This window comes from Mycolicibacterium sp. XJ2546, from assembly GCF_053483195.1.
Genome location: NZ_JBEFRW010000010.1, coordinates 134,844 through 153,961, shown reverse-complemented (window position 1 = coordinate 153,961; position 19,118 = coordinate 134,844). Strand labels below are relative to the sequence as shown.

Below are 19,118 nucleotides of genomic sequence, written 5' to 3'. Positions count from 1 at the left end.
GAGCGCACCGAAATCTGTACCGCAGTGAGCGCTCACTTCTCCCCCGCCATCAGGTCGACGAACTGGTCGAACAGGTAGTTCGCGTCGTGCGGACCGGCCGCGGCCTCCGGGTGGTACTGCACCGAAAATGCTTTCCCGCCAAGAAGTTTGACCCCCTCGACCACACCGTCGTTGGCGCAGGTGTGGCTGACGATCGCCTTGCCGAACGGGGTATTGAAAACCTCGCCCCGCTCTCCTTCTAATGCGAACCCGTGGTTCTGCGCGGTCACCGCGACCCGTTCGGTGGCGTGGTCGATGACCGGGATGTTGATGCCGCGGTGCCCGAAGACCATTTTGTAGGTCGATCGGCCCAGCGCGCGGCCGAGGATCTGGTTGCCGAAGCAGATGCCGAACAGCGGGGTCCCGGCGCCGAGCACGTCGCGGGTGACGGCGACGATGTGGTCGGCGGTGGCGGGGTCGCCGGGTCCGTTGGACAGGAATACGCCGTCGGGTTTCAGGTCGGCGATCTGCTCGAACGTGGCCGACGACGGCAGCACGTGGGTTCGGATGTCGCGGCGGGCGAAGCTGCGCGGGGTGTTGGTCTTGATACCCAGGTCGACGGCGACGACGGTAAAGCGTGCCGGCCCTTCGGGTTCCACCACATAGGCGGTGTCGGTGCTGACCTCGTCGGCCAGATCGGCGCCCAGCATCGACGGCTGCGCCTGCACGCGGGTCACCAACTCGTCCAAGGACGCCGCAGCCTCATCTCCACTGAACACGCCGGCCTTCATCGAGCCGCGGCTGCGCAGGTGTCGCACCACGGCGCGGGTGTCGATGTTCGCGACGCCGACGACGTTCTGGCGCACCAGTTCGTCTTCCAGCGTTCCGCTGGCGCGCCAGTTCGACGCGCGCGGAGACGGGTCACGCACCGCGTAGCCGGCCACCCAGATCTTGTCGTCTCGGCTCTCGGCGTCCTGGTGGTTCCAGCCGGTGTTGCCGATCTGCGGTGCGGTGGCGACCACGATCTGGCGGTGGTAGCTCGGATCGGTAAGCGTCTCCTGGTAGCCGGACATCCCGGTGTTGAACACGGCCTCCCCCAGCGTCTGCCCGACGGCGCCGTACGCGGTGCCGGTGAAGACGCGGCCGTCCTCGAGCACCAGTACCGCTTTGGAATTCATGCAGCCTCCTCAAGCCATCGCGCATATTCCCCCCGGTCATCGGCACGAAACCCAGTGTCGAGCTCGGCGCCCGACGGCAACCGCCACCGGATGGCCAAGATTCCTTCGTGCGTCATGGCCTTCCCGGCGATCGCGCGTTCGGTGCGGATCGCGGTGACCGACTCGTCGGGGATCCAAATCGGTCGTGCGCCGCTGCGCTGCACCATGATTCCCTCGGGGTAGCGGGTCAGCACCGCCTTGGTACGGAAGCCGAGATCTCCGACCACCACGCGATCGTTCCAGCGTGGTGCCAGTGTACTGCCGACGTAGAGGCCCTTTGTCGGCGCGACGATCGCTTCGCCGACGGTGTCCGGCAGCGGTGGAAGCGTCCCGATGAGCTCGGCCTGCCGCTCGGCGCGACGGCGCCAGCCCCGCATCATCGCCTGGATCAGCACCGCGATCACCACGACGAGGATGGCGGCCAGCACCAGCGACCCCACCAACGTCCCCGTGTTCACGCCGGACACTTCCCGTCGCGTGCAGTGACCTTGCCGCGCAGCATGGTCAGCGTGACCGACGCCGGCAGTTCCATCGTTTCGTAGGGCGTGTTGGCCGACCGGCTGGCCAGCACCGTACCGTCGACCGTCCAGGTGGCATCGGGGTCGACGACGGTGAGGTTGGCCGGTTCGCCCACCTCCAGCGGCCTGCCCTGGTCGGGCAACCCGACGATGCGCGCCGGGTTCTCACTCATCACGCGCGCCACATCGCGCCAGCTCAGCAGCCCGGGCCGCACCATCGTCTGCACCACGACCGACAACGCGGTTTCCAGTCCGAGCATTCCGGGCCGGGCCTGGGCGAACTCACAGCACTTCTCGTGCTCGGCGTGTGGGGCGTGATCGGTGGCCACGCAGTCGATCACCCCGTCGGCCAGGGCCTGGCGCAGCGCTTCGGTGTCGGCGGCCTCCCGCAGCGGTGGGTTGACCCGGTTTCGGCCGTCGTAGCTGGCCAGCCGCCCGTCGTCGAGCAGCAGGTGATGCGGAGTCACCTCGGCGGTAATCGAGATGCCTTGCGCCTTAGCCCATTTGAGGATCTCCACGGTGCCGGCGGTGGAGGCGTGGCAGATGTGCACCCGGGATCCGGCGTCGCGGGCCAGCAGCGCATCGCGTGCCACAATCGACTCCTCGGCGGCGCGCGGCCATCCGGCCAGCCCGAGCCGGGCTGCGTTTGGCCCTTCGTGTGCGACAGCGCCGACGGTGAGCCGCGGTTCCTCGGCGTGCTGGGCGATCAGGACGCCAAGCCCGTTGGCGTACTCCAGGGCGCGACGCATGATCAGCGGATCGTGCACGCAGATGCCGTCGTCGGAGAACATCCGCACCTGCCCGGCGCCCGCGGCCATCAGACCCATCTCGGTCAGCTGGGCGCCGGCCAACCCCATGGTGACCGCCCCGACCGGGTGCACGTCGACCAGACCGACCTGCTGGCCGCGGTGCCACACGTGGTCGGTGACCACCGCGCTGTCGGCGACCGGGTTGGTGTTGGCCATCGCGAACACCGCCGTGTAGCCACCCAAAGCCGCTGCCGCCGAGCCGGTTTCGATGTCTTCGGCGTACTCGCGGCCGGGTTCCCGCAGATGGGTGTGCAAATCGACGAAGCCGGGCAGCAGAACGTGATCGGTGGCGTCGAACACATCCCAGGCCTTTTCGAGTCCTCCGGACTCAGCCAGCCCGGCGCCAATCTCGGCGATCTGGCCGTCGGCCACCAGCACATCGACCCGGTCGCCCTCGCCGTAGCGCCGAACTCCTCGAATCAGGGTGTTCATGCGTTGAGAACCTCCCTGTCAGCTCCCACCAGCAGGTGGAACAGCACGGCCATCCGCACGTGCACACCGTTGGAAACCTGTTGCAACACCGCCGATTGGGTCGATTCGGCCACCGAGAATGCGATCTCCATACCGCGGACCATCGGGCCGGGATGCAACACCACCGCGTTGCCGGGAAGCATCGCCTGCCGCTTCTCCGAGAGCCCGTAGAGCACCGAGTACTCGCGGGCCGACGGGAAGAATCCGCCGTTCATCCGCTCGGCCTGCACCCGCAGCATCAGCACCGCGTCGGCGACGGGCAGTTCGGCGTCGAGGTCGTGTGACACGGTGACCGGCCAGGTGTCGGCCCCGACGGGCAGCAGCGTGGGCGGCGCGACCAAAACCACCTCGGCACCAAGGGTGTTGAGCAACAGTACGTTCGACCTGGCGACCCGGCTGTGCAAAACATCGCCGACGATCACCACCCGCTTGCCTTCGATGTCGCCGAGCCGCTGGCGGATGGTCAGCGCGTCGAGCAGCGCCTGGGTGGGGTGCTCGTGGGTGCCGTCGCCGGCGTTGATCACCGCGGGACCGTCGCCGCCGGAGGCCGTCCATTCAGCGAGCTGCTGCGGCGCACCGGAGGAGGGATGGCGGATGATCAGCGCGTCGGCGCCGGCGGCGCGCAGGGTCAGCGCGGTGTCGCGCAGCGATTCACCTTTGGACACCGACGATCCCGTGGCGCTGACGTTGATGACGTCGGCGCTCATCCACTTTCCGGCCACCTCGAAGGACACCCGGGTGCGGGTGGAGTTCTCGTAGAACATCGTGACGACGGTGCGCCCACGCAGCGTCGGCAGCTTCTTGACCTCGCGGCCCAGTAGCGCCTGGCTGAACCGGTCGGCGTCGTCGAGGATGGCCAGTGCTTCCTCCCGGGACAGGTCGGCGGCGGACAGCAGGTGCCGGCTCGTCACTTGGAGATCACCACCCCGTCGCGGTCGTCGTGTTCGGAAAGCAGCAGATGCACGCTCTCACTGCGCGAGGTCGGCACGTTCTTGCCCACGTAGTCGGCGCGCAGCGGCAGCTCACGGTGGCCGCGGTCGACCAGCACCGCCAGTTGCACGGCGCGGGGCCTGCCGATATCGCGCAGCGCGTCCAGCGCCGAGCGCACCGACCGCCCCGAGTACAGGACGTCGTCGACCAGGATCACCAGCGCGTCGTCGATACCGCCCTCGGGTATCGAGGTGTCCTCGAGCGGTCGCGGCGGTTTGATGTTGAGGTCGTCGCGGTACAGCGTGATGTCCAGCGCGCCGTGCGGGACGTCGACGCCGGAGAACTCCTTGATCCTCTCGGCGAGCCGGGTGGCCAAAATCACACCGCGGGTGGGGATGCCGAGCAGGACGACGCGTGGTGCATCGGAACCGTCGAGTGCGGTCTTTTCGATGATCTGGTGGGCGATACGGGAGATGGTCCGGCCGACGTCCGCTGCGGACATCAACTCCCGGTCGGTGCCTGAAGAGCCCAAGCGACTCTGACCTCCTTCTCCGCCTCTCGGGACGGCTCTTTAAAGGACGTCGAAACTTCGCCGAGCTTAGCACCTCCGAACGCGTCCCGACGTCCTGGATACGCTGGCGCGGTGAATCTCGACGGCAATCAAGCATCCATCCGGGAAGCCATCGACGCCGGCCTGCTCGCAGGCGCCGTCACGCTGGTGTGGCGGGCAGGCGAGGTGCTGCAGGTCAACGAACTCGGCTACCGCGATGTCGAAGCGAGGCTGCCGATGCAACGCGACACGATCTTTCGCATCGCGTCGATGACCAAGCCGGTCACCGTCGCCGCCGCGATGTCGCTGATCGACGAGGGCAAGCTCGCGCTAACCGACCCCGTCACGAAGTGGCTGCCCGAATTCGAGCAGATGCGGGTGCTCGACGCGCCCGGCGGACCGCTGGACGAAACCCATCCGGCGCGCCGTGCGATCACGGTCGAGGACCTGATGACCCACCGCAGCGGGCTGGCCTACTACTTCTCGGTGGTGGGGCCGCTGGCGCGCGCCTACTCGAAGATCTCCATACGGCAGAACCCCGACGGGTGGCTGGCCGAGATCGCGGCGCTGCCGCTGGAGCACCAGCCCGGCGAGCGGATGACCTACAGCAACGCCACCGACGTGCTGGGCATCATCCTCGAACGCCTGGAAGGCACCTCCTTGCAGGAGGTGCTCACCGAACGGATCCTGGGCCCGTTGAACATGACCGACACCGGCTTCTACGTGCCATCCCGCAACCGCAACCGTGCGGCCACCATGTACAAGCTCACCGATGAGCACAAGCTGAGCCACGACGCGATGGGCCCGACGCCGGCGTCCCCGCCCCCGTTCTGTATGGGCGGCGCGAACCTGTTCTCCACCGCCGACGACTACCTGCGGTTCGCCCGGATGCTCCTGGCCGGCGGCGAGATTGACGATGTGCGGGTGCTTTCCCAGGATGCGGTGCGTTCGATGCGCACCGACCGGCTCACCGATGAGCAAAAGCAGCACGACTTCCTCGGGATGCCGTTCTGGATCGGGCGCGGCTTCGGGCTCAACCTCTCGGTGGTCACCAATGCGGCGAAGTCACGTCAGCTGTTCGGTCCGGGCGGGCCGGGCACGTTCAGCTGGCCGGGCGCGTACGGCACGTGGTGGCAGGCTGATCCCAGCGAGGACCTGATTCTGCTCTACCTCGTGCAGAACTTCCCGAACCTCGGACCCGACGCCGCCGCGGCCATCGCCGGTAACACATCGCTGCTGAAACTGCAGTCGACACAACCGAAGTTCGTCCGCCGGACCTACGAGGCGCTCGACATCTGAGTTCACTCGGCGGTCAGACACGGCGCCGACCACCGCAATACGGTGCCTTGATCGGGCGCACTGTGCACGCTGAAGGTGCCGCCCATGTCCGTCGCGCGTTTCCGCAGGTTGTACAGACCACTGCGGGCGACGTCATCGCTGAAGCCGCGGCCGTTGTCGATTACTTCGATGGTCAACTCGTCGGCGACGACGACACTGATGCTCAGCGTCGTGGCGTTGGCATGCCGGACCGCATTGGAGACCGCTTCGCGCACAACGGCTTCCGCGTGATCGGCGAGATCGGCGTCGACGACCGATAACGGGCCGGCGTACTGCACGCTGGTACGCAGACTCGAACTCGAGAACTGTGCCACGGCCGCATCCAAGCGTTGCCTCAGCCGGGTGCTGTCGACCGGCGAACCGTGCAGATCGAAGATCGCCGTTCGGATCTCCTGTATGACCTGCTGGAGGTCATCGACGCAGTCCAAAAGCCGTTGTTTCACCTCGGGGACACGCGCCCTCGGGACGACACCCTGCAGTGACAGCCCGACCGCGAAGAGTCGCTGAATGACGTGGTCATGCAGGTCGCGGGCGATGCGGTCACGGTCGGTCAGGATGCTCAGTTCACGCGTCTGGCGCTGTGCGGTGCCCAACTGCCACGCCAGAGCCGCCTGATCGGCGAAGGCGGCTTTCATGTCGAGCTGATCGTCGGTGAACGGTGGTGTGCCCGCGGGCCGTATCGCGACGAGAACTCCGGCGACCGTGTCGGCGGCGCGCAATGGAAGCACCAGCGCGGGACCGGCGGGCGACGTGTCACCGAGTGAGTCGTCGAATCGATCGAATCGCCTGGGCTGGCGCTCATGAAACGCCTCGCCGACCAGCGTTCCCTTCACCGGAATCGGTTGGGACAGCAAAGCAGGGGCGTCCCCCGAGATTCCGGCGATGACCAATTCGTCGACCTCGTGTGGCGGCGCTTCGGGATCTGCCGGTACCGCGACGAATGTCAGCTCGGCCCCGCTGAGCTGACGCGTTTTGGCCGCGACCAGATCGAACACGCGGGCCGGATCGGTTCCTGCGAGCAGCTCGGTGCCGATGTCGCGGGTGGCCTCGATCCATGCTCGACGCGTCTTCGACGATTCGTACAGGCGCGCATTGTCGATGGCGATGCCCGCGGCGGCGGCGAGGGCCTGGACCAACACCTCATCGTCTTCGCTGAACGGCTGACCGCCCACCTTTTCCGTCAGGTACAGGTTGCCGAACACTTCGTCGCGGATCCTCACCGGCACCCCGAGGAACGTCCGCATCGGCGGGTGATTCGGCGGAAATCCTACCGATGCGGCGTGATGTGCGATGTTATCCAACCGGATCGGTTTGGGATCGTCGATCAGGACTCCCAGCACGCCGCGCCCTTCGGGCAGATGACCGATTCTCTCGCGCTCCTCTTCGTCGATGCCGATGTAGACGAATTCCACCAGTTCGTGGTCCTGCCCGCGCACACCCAACGCCCCATACCGGGCGTCGACGAGGTCGATGGCGGTGCGCACGATGGTCTTGAGGGTCTGGTCGAGCTCCAGACCCGACGTCACCACCAGCATGGCTTCGACGAGACCGTCGATCCGGTCCCGGGCTTGGACAATCTGCTCGACGCGCTCCTGCACCTCGGTAAGCAGTTCACGCAGGCGCAGCTGCGACAACGTGTCCCGCATCGGCGCGATGCTCGTCTGCACCCGCGGGTCGGCCTCGTCGGTCACCACACCATCGTCCACTTTTTCGCCGCACCTGTCGCGGGTTCAGGGCAGTAACGATGACGCCGGAGCCGTTCAGCTGGTCGCGACCGTGTGCGTCGATTCGTAATGCTCGATGAAGTCGTGCACCTCGTGTCGGCGCAGCTGCTGGGCCCGGTCGCGGATGCCGCGCATCATCTTTTGCTCCATGACGAAATGCGGGATGTCGAAGGCGGCGTGGCCGACGGCGCCGCCGCTGCCGCGCACCAGCAGCCGGGTCCAGCCGTTCTTGCGGCGCAGGTAGAACCCCCAGCTTCCGGACGCCCGCTGGCCGCGGCGGATCCGCTGGAAGTCATCACCGGAGGTAAGCACCAGATGCGAGTTGGGTTCGACCGATGCCACCACCTGACGGGCCGACTCGCCGTAGCGTCGGGCCAGCCAAATCGTGTCGCCGACACGAAGATCCTGCCACTCCGGATGAATGGTCGACGCGTTGTGGATCTGGGCGCCCACGGCCCGTTCCATCACCGAGTAGCTGTAGAAGCCGCCGCGGCTTTCCCCGATCTGCGCCAGCCACGGCCACACGTCCTCGATCGGGGCGTCGATCGTCACCGCCCGCGTGGTGCGGGGTGTGGTCGCGGCCACCAACTCGTCACCGGGCAGCACCTGGCTGATTTCGGCCGCGTCGGCGCCCCACGTGTACATCCACCGCCGAATCCGGCCGTGGTACAACGCCACCGCCACGACCGCCGTCATCAGCATCGCCAGACACGGCCGCTGCTTACCCATAACCCGAGAGTAGGAAGTTCGCATTGCCCGACGCAGAGCCGAAAGTCCTCAGCGCCGAGGACCAAAGCGCCTATCGGCGCCGGCCTGTGTGACCGAACCTTGAGCGGTGCCTACGCATTGGCTCATGATGGAGGCCTCGCACCGGGACGGGGCCGCACCGTTTTGCACCCGGCTGGCAGGCGCTGGGCGGCACCTGCCCCGCACCCATCTCACGACCGACGAGTTGATGGCGACCACACGGCATCACACGCACATCGACCTCGAGCGACTGACCGGCATCCACGAGCGGCGGGTGTCCGTCGGCGATGAAGACTCGCTGAGCCTGGCGACATCGGCGGCGCTGGACTGTCTGGACCGGGCCCAACGGGACGCCGGCGCCGTCGATGCCGTGATCAACTGCAGTATCACCAAGTTCCGTGGCGGCTTGACCCAGTGGCTGGAACCGACCATGAGCAGCGCGATCGCCCACGCGATCGGCGCCGACGACGCGGTGACCTTTGACATCAACAATGCCTGCGCGGGGATGCTGACCGGCGTCACGATCGCCAACAACTGGATCCGGCAGGGCGTCATCGAACGCGCGCTGGTGGTCAGCGGGGAGTACATCTCCCAACTGGGCCGAAACGCAGCCCGCCATATCCACAACGTCATGAGCAAGGAACTCGCGTCGTTGACGCTTGGCGATGCGGGTGCGGCGCTTCTGCTCGAACGTGCCGACTGCACCTCCGAGGGAATAGTCCTCGCCGGCTTCACGACCGTCGCCGATTACAGCCGGCTCTGCCTCGGCTACCCGAAGGGACACGATCCCGGCGCCCGGATGTTCACCGACGCCCGCGGGATCCACAAAGCCGCGATGGCGAATACCCCACCGCTGTTGCACGAAGTCCTCCAAACCGCGGGGATAGCGATGCACGACATCGATCACGTGATCACCCACCAGACGTCGGCGCGCGCAATACGCAAGGGAATGGCCGAAGTCACAACGGCATTCGGCGAGGGCCCCCGCCACGACGCGGTGATCACTGTCGACCGCTACGGCAACACCGCATCGACCACACACACCGTCGCCCTCATTGAAGAACTCGAGGCCGCACACATCGAGCCGGGCGAGACGATCGCTTTGATCGCCCTGGCTTCCGGACTGCAGATCGGTGTGGTGCTCTTGACCCTGGATTCGGAACTGGTGGGCCGCTATGGGCACGATCGTTGACGATATCGTCGTAATCCGCGGCGGTTGGCGTCGCCGGCGTAGCGCGCTACGTCTTGCGGACGCGGCGGCGAGAGCCTGCCTGCGCCGGGCCGGCCTCGACCCGCACGACGTCGACCTTCTGGTCAACGCAGGCATCTACCGGGACCGCAATCTCGGCGAGCCCGCACTCGCGGCGATGATCCAGGACGACATCGGAGCGAATCCGGAAGAACCGCACAGCGGCGGCCACGGAACCTTCTCCTTCGATGTCGCGAACGGAACCTGCGGTGTCATGACAGCCCTGCAGGTGGTCGACGGATTCTTGAAGGCACGCACCATCGGCAACGCGGTGATCGTGACAAGTGACGCCGACCCCGGCAGCGGATCCTGCGACCGCTTCCCGTATTCACCTGTCGGAGCGGCGATGTCGTGTTCCTGGGCCGATGGCCACGACGGGCTGGGCCAGGTGTATTGGATCCACCGGCCCGATGAGGGCGCAAACCTGCGCGCCACAGTCGGACTTGTCGACCGGCGCAATGTGCTTCGCATCCATGAATCGGCGGCACTCGATGAACGCTTCGCCGATGCTGCCGCCGAGGCGGCCCACCGGTGCCTTCGCGAAGAATCCCTCGAAACCTCGGACGTCAACATGGTCATCGCCGCCCCGGCGCGGGGGCGTTACCGGACAGCGCTGGCCCAGCGCCTGGGGATACCCGAGGACACCGTCGTCGTCGCAGACGATGAACAAGCACATACCGCGTCGTTGGCTGCGGCGTTCGCTAAGGGCACCGAGCAGCTTGCGGGCGGAGCCTGTGCTCTGCTCGTCGCCGCGGCCGCGGGGATAACCGCTGCGGCCGCGGTCTACCGGAAACCGGCTTAGTCGCAGACGGTTTCGAGGTTCGTCGGCTGTGCCACCATACCGAACAAACGTTCCACGTCCGCACGCGTCGGGACTTCCGTTCCTGGTGTCATGAGCATGGCGGTGCCCGCCGCGACGCCGAACCGCACTGCCTCGCTGAGCGGCCAGCACCTGGTCAGACCCACGGTGATCGCGCCGACCATGGCATCACCGGCGCCAACACTGCTGACCACCGACCGAACCGGAATCGGCGGAAAATGTTGGCTGTGCTGTGCCGTGACCAGAAACGCGCCCTGGGACCCGAGGGATACGACGACTGCCTGGGTGATGCCCCGATCTATGAGCTCGTGTGCAGCCGCTACCCGTTCGGCTTCGCTGTGGAGTTCACGGCCGGCGCACTCGCGCAATTCGCGCAGGCTCGGTTTCAGCAGAAACACGCCAGAGGTGACGGAGGTCAGTGCCGCTCCGGACGCGTCCAAGATCAGCAACGCGCCGAGTTCGCGACAGATGTCGGCAACGTGCTGATAGAACTCGGGCGCAACGTCGGGCGGAAGACTGCCGCTGGCCACCACGTACTCGGCCTCGGCCGCACTCTGCCGTAGTGCGTCGAGGCACCGGGCGCGTTCCCGGAGTGTCACGCGCGGGCCCGGTAGCACAAATCGGTATTGCTCACCGCTGGTGCGTTCGTTGACCGTGAAGTTTTCCCGGGTCGATTCGCTGAGGTCGACTTTACGATAGGGCACACCGGCTGCTTCGACGAGCCGTGCCACCCGACCGCCGGTGGGGCCGCCGACTGGAAATACCGCAGACACCGACGCTCCGAGTACATGTGCGACACGGGCCACGTTGATCCCGCCACCGCCTGGGTCGTAACGAGCGTCGCCGCAACGGATCTTGGACGTCGGGTGTATCTCGTCAGTGGTTGTGGTGATGTCGAGTGCAGGGTTCATCGTCAACGTGACGATCCGTGCGGGGTTCATGCAGCGTCGCTCCGTTCTCGGTTACAGCCCAGTGGGATACGTCTCCGGCGTTTCCCCGGCCATCCAGCGGCTGGACACTTCGAGCGGTTCGAGTGCACGTGTGTTCTCGATGTGGATGATGGCGTCGAACTGTTCGGAGGGCCGCACGTGGTAGTAGTGGCTCTGCCGTTCGGTTTCGGGAAGGTAGATCACGCCGATGGCACGGCCCAACCGCACGACATCCAGTGGTTCGGCGGCCGACCGGCTGATCATCGCCGAAATCAGGAATTCGGGTGTGCCGGTCTCATGGAACAGTTCCTCCACGCTGCCGTTCAGGGCGCGCCTGACGACTTTTCGGTCGGCGCTTCCGCCCCAGCCGCTAGCGGCCGTGACGGTGCCCGTGTAGGTCGTGAAGCCGATCAGTCGGCAGTCGCTTCCGTACTGCTCTCGGGCCAATTGCCCCAATGTGAGCTGGCCATCGCCGGCTACCTCGGTTGCTCGTGCGTCGCCGACGTGCGAGTTGTGCGCCCAGGCCACGATCCGTGCCGGCTCTTCTTCGTTATGACGATCCAGGTGGCCCAGCAACGCGTGCAAGGTCTGAGCCATGTGCTGATCACGAAGGTTCCACGAGGTGACTCGCCCGCTGAACATCGCGCGGTAGTAAGCCTCGGCGTTGCGGACCGTTCGCGCGTTCTGCTGTGCGTAGAACGCCTCGTCTTCGGCGATTAGTCCGTCGCGGCGTGCGTAGTCGATGGCGTTGCGCTGCATCTCGACCAACTGGTCTACCGCTTGCGTTTCGCACGACAAGCCGGCACCGAAGGCGGCGGCGAAACCGTAGGCTTGGCCGTCGTCGGCCGAGGTGTGGTCGAAGCATGCGTACCGATCGCGCGCCCGCGCGGCCGCGCGGGGGTCGACATTGTCCAGATAGCCGATTACCTCCTGCATGGACCGATGCAGGCTGTACAGGTCCAACCCGTAGAACCCGGTCTGTCGATCCCCGTTCGATCGGCGCCGTTGGTTGTGGGCATGCAACCAGTTCACGAACTCCTCGACCACCACGTTGCGCCACATCCACGCCGGAAACCGCTCGAAGCCACGAAGCGCTTCCTCGGCCGATGCGTCGGAACCCAGCCCCCGCACGTAGCGGTTGACGCGGTAGGCGTCGGGCCAATCCGCCTCGGCCGCGACGGCGCAGAAGCCCTTCTTTTCGATCAGCCATTTCGTGATCTCGGCCCGTGCCGCGTAGAACTCGTGTGTGCCATGCGAACTCTCACCGATGAGGACCACCCGCGCGTCGCCGATGATCTCCTCGAGCGCTTCCGTAGGAGGCAGGCCGGCGGGGGCGGGCACCGCAGCGCGGCGGATGATCTCTGCTGCTGACGTCGGCGTCTCGATCTCGGAGATCGCCGACCCCGTGGTCGGAGTGGCCAGGAGGTCGCGGACCTCCTGGTCGCTGACCTGACGGAAATCCCAGTACGACTCGCCTACTGCGCGGAACGGCGTGGGCATCGTCGCGCAGACAGCGTCGTCGACCATTCCGGCGAACTGTCGGCAAGTCGACTCCGGCGCTGCCGGAACCGCGACCACAATCTCCTTCGGGTTCTGCTCCCTCAGCGCCTGCACCGCGGCGAGCATGCTCGAGCCGGTCGCGAGGCCGTCGTCGACCAGGATCACCGTCTTGCCGGCCAACTCCAGCGGCGGCCGACCACCCCGGTAGGCGGCTTCGCGTCGGATCAGTTCTCGGCCTTCGGATTCGGCGACGTCACGCAGCTGCTGGGGCGTGACGCGCAACGCCCGCAGCACGTCGTCGTTGACGACGACCCGACCGCCGCTGGCCAGCGCACCCATGGCGAACTCTTCGTGGCCCGGCGCGCCCAGCTTGCGAACGATGAACGCATCGAGCGGGACACCGAGTGCCGCCGCCACCTCCCAAGCCACGGGCACGCCGCCGCGAGCCAACCCCAACACCACGACGTCCTTACGGCCCCGATAGGCGCCAAGCAGTTGGGCCAGTATCCGGCCCGCTTCGCGGCGGTTACGGAAAACCCGGCCGGGCGCGCTCCGCAACGGTTCGGTTGCTCGCGTCATCGTCTTCTCCTTCACTCGACGACCGCCGTCAGCAGCACGAATTTCGCCGGCTGACGGGTAACGGCTTCGATGTCCTCGACAGCCAGCCCCATCATCCGCTTTCCCAAGTCGGAGAGGGCACGGGCGACGGCTAGTTCGTCGCCGATCTCGGGGACATTCCGGTCGGCTGGATCGAGTCTGGCCCAACCGATGCCGACCTCTTCCCTCGTCCGAAAGTGCAACCGCGCCTTCGCTCGGGTAAGCCCTTCATGCTGATCGATCGACACCTCGACGGTCCAGTTCTTCCGTATGTGACTCGAATGGTCGCTACTCATCTCGTTATCTCCGTCGACGTGGCGGTCCCGAGGTAACGGATACCCCGGGACCACCGGATGGATTACTCCTTGGCCTCCACCGCGACCCGCTTCTCACGGTTTCAATCCGACCATTGCGCCCGAGCCTGTCGCTAGGGACCGAAGTCCCGGTCCGCTAGAGCCTTTCGTCGGTGGCGCCAATTGCCACTGCGACGGGGATTCAGCAGTTGGTTTCGGCCCCAAAGGCAAATCGGCGACCGGTGACGCCCAGTGGGCGAATGCGCACGTAATGCCGTTTCACCGTTCCCGTCCAGGGACGCAACTGTGCCCGCTCCGCCTCCTCGAGCTCCTCGTCGGAACGAAGTATGCGTGCCGAGCCCTTCACGATCACACTCCAGCCCTCGCCCGGGTGGTAGCCGTCGGCCTCGAACAAAACGCGGTCGTTGATCGCCGAACTGATCAGCTTCGTACCCTCGGCTGTGCGGAACAAAACCGTGCGATGTTGGACAACGAAGTTGACCGGAAAGATCTCCGGTTGTCCGTCGACGCTGGTTACGAGCCGACCGAGCGAGACGCTGGAGAGAAGATTCCAGCATTCGGTCTCCGAGAGGATTGAGACAGGTTCGAGCTGGGTTGCCATGACCGCAAGATTACGCCGCGCCGAGGCCGGAGAAAGTGGCCGAAAGTCCCGAAGCACCGGCTATATCGGGGACTTCCGACCCTGTCCGAACGGCGACCAGCCCGCCAAGGTTGACCTATGGCTGGCAACACCTTGCGAACGGCCGTGCGGCTCGGGGCGGTCGCGACGCTGCTCTACGCGGCGCGCCGGTACTACCGCAACTGGGGCACCACCAAGGAGGAGTACCGACGGTGGCTGCCGGGGGACGAATTGGTGCACCGGCCTTGCGTCTGGTCGACGACCGGGGTGTGGATTGACGCGCCGGAATCGGCGGTTTGGCCGGCGCTGCTTCAGATCGGCCGTCGGCGCACTGAGCGAAGCCGTCCCGAGCGGCAGCGGCTCGAGCCAGGCGACGTGGTGCGCCTGGCGCCAAAGGGTTGGATGGGCCTGCGCGACGGGTTCACCATGACCGTTGGTCAGGTGCTCGACGACGAAGCCATAGTGTTGTGCGGCAGCCCCCCGGGGTGCCCGTTCGAATCGGTGTGGTCGTTTCATGTCGAGCCCCGTTGGGAGGACCGCTGCCGCTTGCTGATCCGGACCCGTGCCCAACTACACCATCCCGGCGACCTGCTGCTCACCGAGCTGGGCGGGCCCCTGATCGCACTGTTCGCGCGCCGAACCTTGCTGACGATCAAGAATCTTGCACTGGATTCGATGCAGGCTGTTGATATGGAGCGGGCGGTCTGAGAAGGTCGCGATCCTCACCTGTGAGCGCTAAGGACGCCTGGGAAACCGGATGGTGCGGCCCGGGGCCAAATGTTCGATCCGGCCTCGGCACTCGATCATCACCGGCGGCACATCTCGCGGGTCGACACTGACCTCTGCGCCCTTCCCGCTGACGCGTACGTGTAGGTGATGGCCGCGGTAGTGGAGCGGAAAGCCAAGTGCACCAAGTGACTCCGGCCAGTTCGGCGCGAGGATCAGACGGTCGTCGCGGGTCTCAAGCCCGGTGAAGCACCGCTGGATGAGGTCCACGCTGCCGGCCATCGCAGCCAGATGGATTCCCTCAGAGGTGGTCCCGCCCTGAATGTCGGCGACATCGGACTTGAGGACCTGCTCGAAGAACTCCATCGCGTGGTCGCGATTCGCGCGGGCTAGTACCCAGGTGTGGACGAGGGCACTGAGGGTCGATCCGTGCGACGTCCGGCTCAGGTAGTAGTCGACCATCTTCGGGATCTGCTCGGGGGTCAAGCGGTAGCCGAGGCGCGTCAGCAACCGGCGCAGTTCGTCGGAGGACAACAGATAGAGCAACATCAACGCGTCAGCCTGCTTCGATGCCTTGTAGTGGTTGACGTCATCGTTCTCGGCCTCCAGGATGCGGTCCAGCCGTCGGATGTCGCCGTACCGGTTGCGGTACACATTCCAGTCCAGTTCGGCCAGTTCTTCATATCCCTCGAACTGGCTGAGGATTCCGTCGTGAAACGGAACGAACATCCGTCGGCTGACGTGCTCCCAGCGCTTGAGTTCCTCGGTGGTCAGCGTCAGCTTTTCGCGCAGGTCCAACCTGTTCGGCAGCGGCATCAGCTCCAGCGCCTCGATCGCCCGCAAGATGACCCACACGGCCATCACGTTTGTGTATGCGTTGTTGTCGATTCCGTCATACGGACGGTCCGGATAACCGGAGTGAAACTCGTCGGGCCCGATGATGCCGGAGATGCCGAAGCGATCGCGCTTCTCGTCGTATGTCGTTCTGCTGACCCAGAATCGAGCTATCTCCACCAACAACTCGCTGCCGTAGTCGATCAGGTAGGCCAGGTCGCCGCTGACCTGGTAGTACTGCCACACGTTGTATGCGATCGCGATACCGATGTGGTGTGCGCGGTGGCTGGCATCGGGATTCCACCGCCCCGACCTGGGATTGAGATGCATGGCCTGGCTTTCCTCACGACCATCGCTGCCGGATTGCCACGGGAACATCGCACCGCAGTAACCGGCCAGCCTCGCGGCGCGGCGCGCTTCCGGCAGCCGTCGATAGCGGTATTGAAGCAACGCTCGGGTGATCGTCGGACACCGCAGGTTCAGCACCGGGAAGATGAACAGCTCATCCCAGAACACGTGGCCGCGGTACGCCTCACCGTGCAGTCCACGGGCCGGTACGCCGACATCGAGATCCTGGCTGTGGTAGGACACGGTCTGCAGCAAGTGCAGCAGATGCAGCCGCAGGATGCGTAGCTCGTCGAAGTGATCTTCGAATTCGATCGAGAGGCGCTCCCAAAGGTGGGCCCACGCGAGCACATGAGCATTTCGTATCGTCGCGAACCGCTCCTGGCGTTCCAGCCGCCGTTCGGCCCCAGTGGCCGGCTCCGAGATGTCGGTGTCACGTGCGGTCACCAGGCTGACGATCTTCTCCACCGTCAGCTCCTGGCCCTGCTTGAGGTCGGTGAAAACGTCGTGCCCGATCTCGAGCTCCTCGTCGACGAGCCGGTAGGTGGCCGGGGCAGGGTTCTCGCCGTGCCAAACCGTGGTCCGGGCGGCCAACGCCACCGAAGTGTGCGACTGGGTCGTTTCGACGGTCATCAGCACTGAATCCTCGGACAGGCCACGCTTGGTCGGCGAGCTCACGTGGGTGCTGGCCAAGCCGCGATACCGCTCAACCCCTTCGTTGCGGACGTTGCCGTCGATCGTGGACCGAAGCTGCACTATCCCCGACCAGTCCTCGGCCACGATTTTGCTCTGCAACGCCGCGACGTTCGCGGCGTGCATCGCCACAAACCGGTGCTGGGTCAGCCGGGTGGTCCGCCCGGCGTCGTCGCAGAAGCGCACCTCACGGGTCAGCACCGCTTCGCGAAGGTTCAGGGTTTGGCGGTACGTCAGCACATCGACCGCGTCGATATCGAACCATTCACCGTCGTCGATACGAAACGTCAAAGGCAGCCAATTGGGTAGGTTCACCAGGCTTTCGTTGTCGATTCCGGTTCCCCCGACGAGATCCTCGAGACGGTTGTACACGCCGGCGGCGTAGGTGGCCGGGTAGTGCACCTGGCCGGCTTTCGACTCCGGGGCAGCGCCCCTGGTGGCGAAATAGCCGTTGCCGACGGTGCACAACGCCTCACGGAGCTTTTCCGCATGCGGTTCGTAGCCGTCGAACGTGTACGTCCAGGCTTCGTCGGAGCTCCGCTGCGCGTAGGCCAGCCAGTTCGCGCCATGCTGCAGGAACTCGCGAACCTCTGCGACACCGTTGAGCGTGAACTGCGCGGCGGACGGACGGTCGCTGTCCTCTTCGTGTCGTACCACGATCCCGATGCCGTCGAAGCGCATCGCGTCGAATGCGTCCTCGTCAGTGGGGTCATCGCCCAGGTAGATCGGCACCACCCGACCGGATTGGTTGATGCGCTCAGCAACCCAGGCGATCGCGGTGCCTTTGTCCCAGTCGACGTTGGGCCGCAACTCCGCCACCTTCCGACCACAGGCCACCCGAAGGCCATGCTGCCGGCCGCATCGATGTGTCGCCGCGATGACATCGGTCACCTGCTCCGGCGCCACGTCGCGGTGGTGCACGGCGACCGAGAAGCGCTTGTGCTCGACGCGCACGCCCGGGATGCCGTCGAATTCGGCGCGAAGTTCGGCGACGACCTTTGTCAAAACAGGCACGGCCGCGACCGCCGCGTCGTTCTGGTACCGATCGCCATCGGGACCTAGCAGTTCGAATCCGCGGCTACCGGCGTACCAGAGTCCGGGGACGCCGACGCGCTCTCGGATGTCGTCCAGATCGCGATCAGTCAGGATGGCCACCGGACAGTGCGCAGCCAATTGCACCAGGGTCTTGACCGCTCCGTCGACGAGGGAGGCGGTGTCGTGGTCCGAGACGATCTCGGACAATGTTCCATCGACGTCGAGGTAGACGATCGGACGCCGGCCGCTCAGGACACCGATCAGCTGGCCGTAGGAGTTCAACGCGTTGGGCAACGTCGACATGCGCGCGTCCCCGTCGCGCAGCTCGACCTCGGCCAGGTCGGCGACCACGGCGTCGGCCTCCAATCTCATCAGCCCGTCGACGTGACCGTCTCTGTCGACCGCGACGACGAGCGCGAACCCGCCCGCGCGGGCCGCCCGCACACCGGCCTCGGTGTGATCGATCACGACGGTGCGCTCTGCCTCGGCGCCGCCCCGCCGCGTTGCTTCCAGGAGCATGGCGGGGTCGGGCTTGCCAGCAAGTCCGAGTTCGTCGGCGAGCACGCCATCGACGCGAACGGTGAAAAGGTCGCTCAGTCCGGCCGACTCGAGAACGTGTTCGCAGTTGCGGCTGGACGAACAGATCACGGTCTTCACACCGGCGGCGGACAGTCGTCGAACGAGCCGGACCGTCGAATCGAACGCGCGCACACCGACGTCGAGCTGCTCGGGCAGGGTCTGCTCTTTGCGGTGCACGAGTCCCCACACCGTGCCGTCGTCCGCGGCGGAGCGGCTGCCTTCGGGCAGTGAGATGCCGCGCGACGCCAGGAAATCGGTGACGCCATCGAGGCGTGGCTTACCGTCGAGGAGGCGGCGGTACTCGTCGTCGGTGAACGGCGAGTGGTCCTCGTAATCGCTTGCCGGTCGCCGGGCCAGAAAGTCGTCCAGCACGGTCTTCCATGCCGCGGTGTGCGTGGAGGCGGCGTCGGTGACCACGCTGTCGAGATCAAAGATGACCGCATCGTGGCGACGCGGGTCGATGGTCACCGGCGTGTTCATCCAGGTGCCGTCCCTTCGGTGTGCCTGTGAAGAGGTTGCGGAACGGTCCGCGTGACCGGCAAGGGCCCTTGGGCCACCGCCCAGGTGACCAACGTCCTTCGGCCAATGGCCCTCA

16 protein-coding genes are annotated in these 19,118 nt (G+C 66.0%); 4 read left to right on the top strand and 12 right to left on the bottom strand.

Annotated elements, in window-relative coordinates:
• Window positions 1-32 precede the first annotated feature (32 nt).
• The 5 genes from carA to pyrR are packed head-to-tail and all read right to left on the bottom strand — an operon-like array spanning window position 33 to window position 4,456.
• Complete coding sequence (carA, locus tag ABQE44_RS17640) at window positions 33-1,157, bottom strand: glutamine-hydrolyzing carbamoyl-phosphate synthase small subunit (RefSeq protein ID WP_448431087.1); 1,125 nt, start codon at window positions 1,155-1,157, stop codon at window positions 33-35.
• Entirely contained in the window at window positions 1,154-1,654 is a 501-nt protein-coding gene (locus ABQE44_RS17635) for a PH-like domain-containing protein (RefSeq protein ID WP_448391301.1), read from the bottom strand. The genes carA and ABQE44_RS17635 overlap by 4 nt, the downstream gene beginning before the upstream one ends.
• A complete protein-coding gene (locus ABQE44_RS17630) occupies window positions 1,651-2,955 on the bottom strand; it encodes a dihydroorotase (RefSeq protein WP_448391300.1) in 1,305 nt (434 codons plus the stop codon). Before ABQE44_RS17630 ends, ABQE44_RS17635 begins: the two co-directional genes overlap by 4 nt.
• Window positions 2,952-3,905, bottom strand: coding sequence for an aspartate carbamoyltransferase catalytic subunit (locus ABQE44_RS17625; RefSeq protein WP_448391298.1), 954 nt, complete (start codon window positions 3,903-3,905; stop codon window positions 2,952-2,954). The genes ABQE44_RS17630 and ABQE44_RS17625 overlap by 4 nt, the downstream gene beginning before the upstream one ends.
• Complete coding sequence (gene pyrR / locus ABQE44_RS17620; RefSeq protein WP_448391297.1) at window positions 3,902-4,456, bottom strand: bifunctional pyr operon transcriptional regulator/uracil phosphoribosyltransferase PyrR; 555 nt, start codon at window positions 4,454-4,456, stop codon at window positions 3,902-3,904. The genes ABQE44_RS17625 and pyrR overlap by 4 nt, the downstream gene beginning before the upstream one ends.
• 111 nt (window positions 4,457-4,567) lie before the next feature.
• Between pyrR and ABQE44_RS17615 the strand changes: the two genes are divergently transcribed.
• On the top strand, window positions 4,568-5,773 hold the full coding sequence (locus ABQE44_RS17615) for a serine hydrolase domain-containing protein (protein WP_448391296.1): 1,206 nt from the start codon (window positions 4,568-4,570) through the stop codon (window positions 5,771-5,773).
• A 2-nt stretch (window positions 5,774-5,775) separates the two neighbouring features.
• Here the strand turns inward: ABQE44_RS17615 and ABQE44_RS17610 are convergent, their stop codons facing one another.
• Window positions 5,776-7,458 (bottom strand): sensor histidine kinase, encoded by a 1,683-nt coding sequence (locus ABQE44_RS17610; protein WP_448431123.1) that lies wholly within the window; start codon window positions 7,456-7,458, stop codon window positions 5,776-5,778.
• 114 nt (window positions 7,459-7,572) lie between these two features.
• Complete coding sequence (locus tag ABQE44_RS17605) at window positions 7,573-8,265, bottom strand: hypothetical protein (protein WP_448431085.1); 693 nt, start codon at window positions 8,263-8,265, stop codon at window positions 7,573-7,575.
• Between the two features lie 124 nt (window positions 8,266-8,389).
• Here ABQE44_RS17605 and ABQE44_RS17600 point away from each other — a divergent pair, with 124 nt between their 5' ends.
• Together ABQE44_RS17600 and ABQE44_RS17595 are read left to right on the top strand one after the other, a co-directional pair.
• A complete protein-coding gene (locus ABQE44_RS17600; protein WP_448391391.1) occupies window positions 8,390-9,475 on the top strand; it encodes a 3-oxoacyl-ACP synthase III family protein in 1,086 nt (361 codons plus the stop codon).
• On the top strand, window positions 9,459-10,334 hold the full coding sequence (locus ABQE44_RS17595; protein WP_448391294.1) for a 3-oxoacyl-[acyl-carrier-protein] synthase III C-terminal domain-containing protein: 876 nt from the start codon (window positions 9,459-9,461) through the stop codon (window positions 10,332-10,334). The genes ABQE44_RS17600 and ABQE44_RS17595 overlap by 17 nt, the downstream gene beginning before the upstream one ends.
• On the opposite strand, the gene ABQE44_RS17590 is transcribed toward ABQE44_RS17595, so the two are convergent.
• The 4 genes from ABQE44_RS17590 to ABQE44_RS17575 all read right to left on the bottom strand — a co-directional run bounded on the left by ABQE44_RS17590 (window position 10,331) and on the right by ABQE44_RS17575 (window position 14,293).
• Window positions 10,331-11,293, bottom strand: a complete 963-nt coding sequence (locus ABQE44_RS17590) for a 1-phosphofructokinase family hexose kinase (RefSeq protein ID WP_448391293.1) — start codon at window positions 11,291-11,293, stop codon at window positions 10,331-10,333. The genes ABQE44_RS17595 and ABQE44_RS17590 overlap by 4 nt on opposite strands.
• 21 nt (window positions 11,294-11,314) lie before the next feature.
• Complete coding sequence (locus ABQE44_RS17585) at window positions 11,315-13,360, bottom strand: erythromycin esterase family protein (RefSeq protein WP_448431083.1); 2,046 nt, start codon at window positions 13,358-13,360, stop codon at window positions 11,315-11,317.
• 11 nt (window positions 13,361-13,371) lie between these two features.
• Window positions 13,372-13,674, bottom strand: a complete 303-nt coding sequence (locus tag ABQE44_RS17580; RefSeq protein WP_448431081.1) for a DUF1876 domain-containing protein — start codon at window positions 13,672-13,674, stop codon at window positions 13,372-13,374.
• 199 nt (window positions 13,675-13,873) lie between these two features.
• Window positions 13,874-14,293 carry a pyridoxamine 5'-phosphate oxidase family protein gene (locus ABQE44_RS17575; protein WP_448391289.1) on the bottom strand — a complete coding sequence of 140 codons (420 nt, stop codon included), beginning with the start codon at window positions 14,291-14,293 and terminating at the stop codon, window positions 13,874-13,876.
• Window positions 14,294-14,410: 117 nt separating this feature from the next.
• Between ABQE44_RS17575 and ABQE44_RS17570 the strand changes: the two genes are divergently transcribed.
• Window positions 14,411-15,019 carry an SRPBCC family protein gene (locus ABQE44_RS17570; RefSeq protein WP_448431079.1) on the top strand — a complete coding sequence of 203 codons (609 nt, stop codon included), beginning with the start codon at window positions 14,411-14,413 and terminating at the stop codon, window positions 15,017-15,019.
• 27 nt (window positions 15,020-15,046) lie between these two features.
• Here the strand turns inward: ABQE44_RS17570 and otsB are convergent, their stop codons facing one another.
• Window positions 15,047-19,003, bottom strand: a complete 3,957-nt coding sequence (otsB, locus tag ABQE44_RS17565; protein ID WP_448431077.1) for a trehalose-phosphatase — start codon at window positions 19,001-19,003, stop codon at window positions 15,047-15,049.
• Window positions 19,004-19,118: the final 115 nt, after the last annotated feature.

Bases quoted from the DNA above. Each gene is read 5' to 3' on its own strand.
- carA (WP_448431087.1), bottom strand. From the start codon at position 1,157: ATGAATTCCAAAGCGGTACTGGTGCTCGAGGACGGCCGCGTCTTCACC.
- ABQE44_RS17630 (WP_448391300.1), bottom strand. From the start codon at position 2,955: ATGAACACCCTGATTCGAGGAGTTCGGCGCTACGGCGAGGGCGACCGG.
- ABQE44_RS17610 (WP_448431123.1), bottom strand. From the start codon at position 7,458: ATGCGGGACACGTTGTCGCAGCTGCGCCTGCGTGAACTGCTTACCGAG.
- ABQE44_RS17605 (WP_448431085.1), bottom strand. From the start codon at position 8,265: ATGGGTAAGCAGCGGCCGTGTCTGGCGATGCTGATGACGGCGGTCGTG.
- ABQE44_RS17600 (WP_448391391.1), top strand. From the start codon at position 8,390: ATGATGGAGGCCTCGCACCGGGACGGGGCCGCACCGTTTTGCACCCGG.
- ABQE44_RS17595 (WP_448391294.1), top strand. From the start codon at position 9,459: ATGGGCACGATCGTTGACGATATCGTCGTAATCCGCGGCGGTTGGCGT.
- ABQE44_RS17590 (WP_448391293.1), bottom strand. From the start codon at position 11,293: ATGAACCCCGCACGGATCGTCACGTTGACGATGAACCCTGCACTCGAC.
- ABQE44_RS17585 (WP_448431083.1), bottom strand. From the start codon at position 13,360: ATGACGCGAGCAACCGAACCGTTGCGGAGCGCGCCCGGCCGGGTTTTC.
- ABQE44_RS17580 (WP_448431081.1), bottom strand. From the start codon at position 13,674: ATGAGTAGCGACCATTCGAGTCACATACGGAAGAACTGGACCGTCGAG.
- ABQE44_RS17575 (WP_448391289.1), bottom strand. From the start codon at position 14,293: ATGGCAACCCAGCTCGAACCTGTCTCAATCCTCTCGGAGACCGAATGC.
- ABQE44_RS17570 (WP_448431079.1), top strand. From the start codon at position 14,411: ATGGCTGGCAACACCTTGCGAACGGCCGTGCGGCTCGGGGCGGTCGCG.
- otsB (WP_448431077.1), bottom strand. From the start codon at position 19,003: ATGAACACGCCGGTGACCATCGACCCGCGTCGCCACGATGCGGTCATC.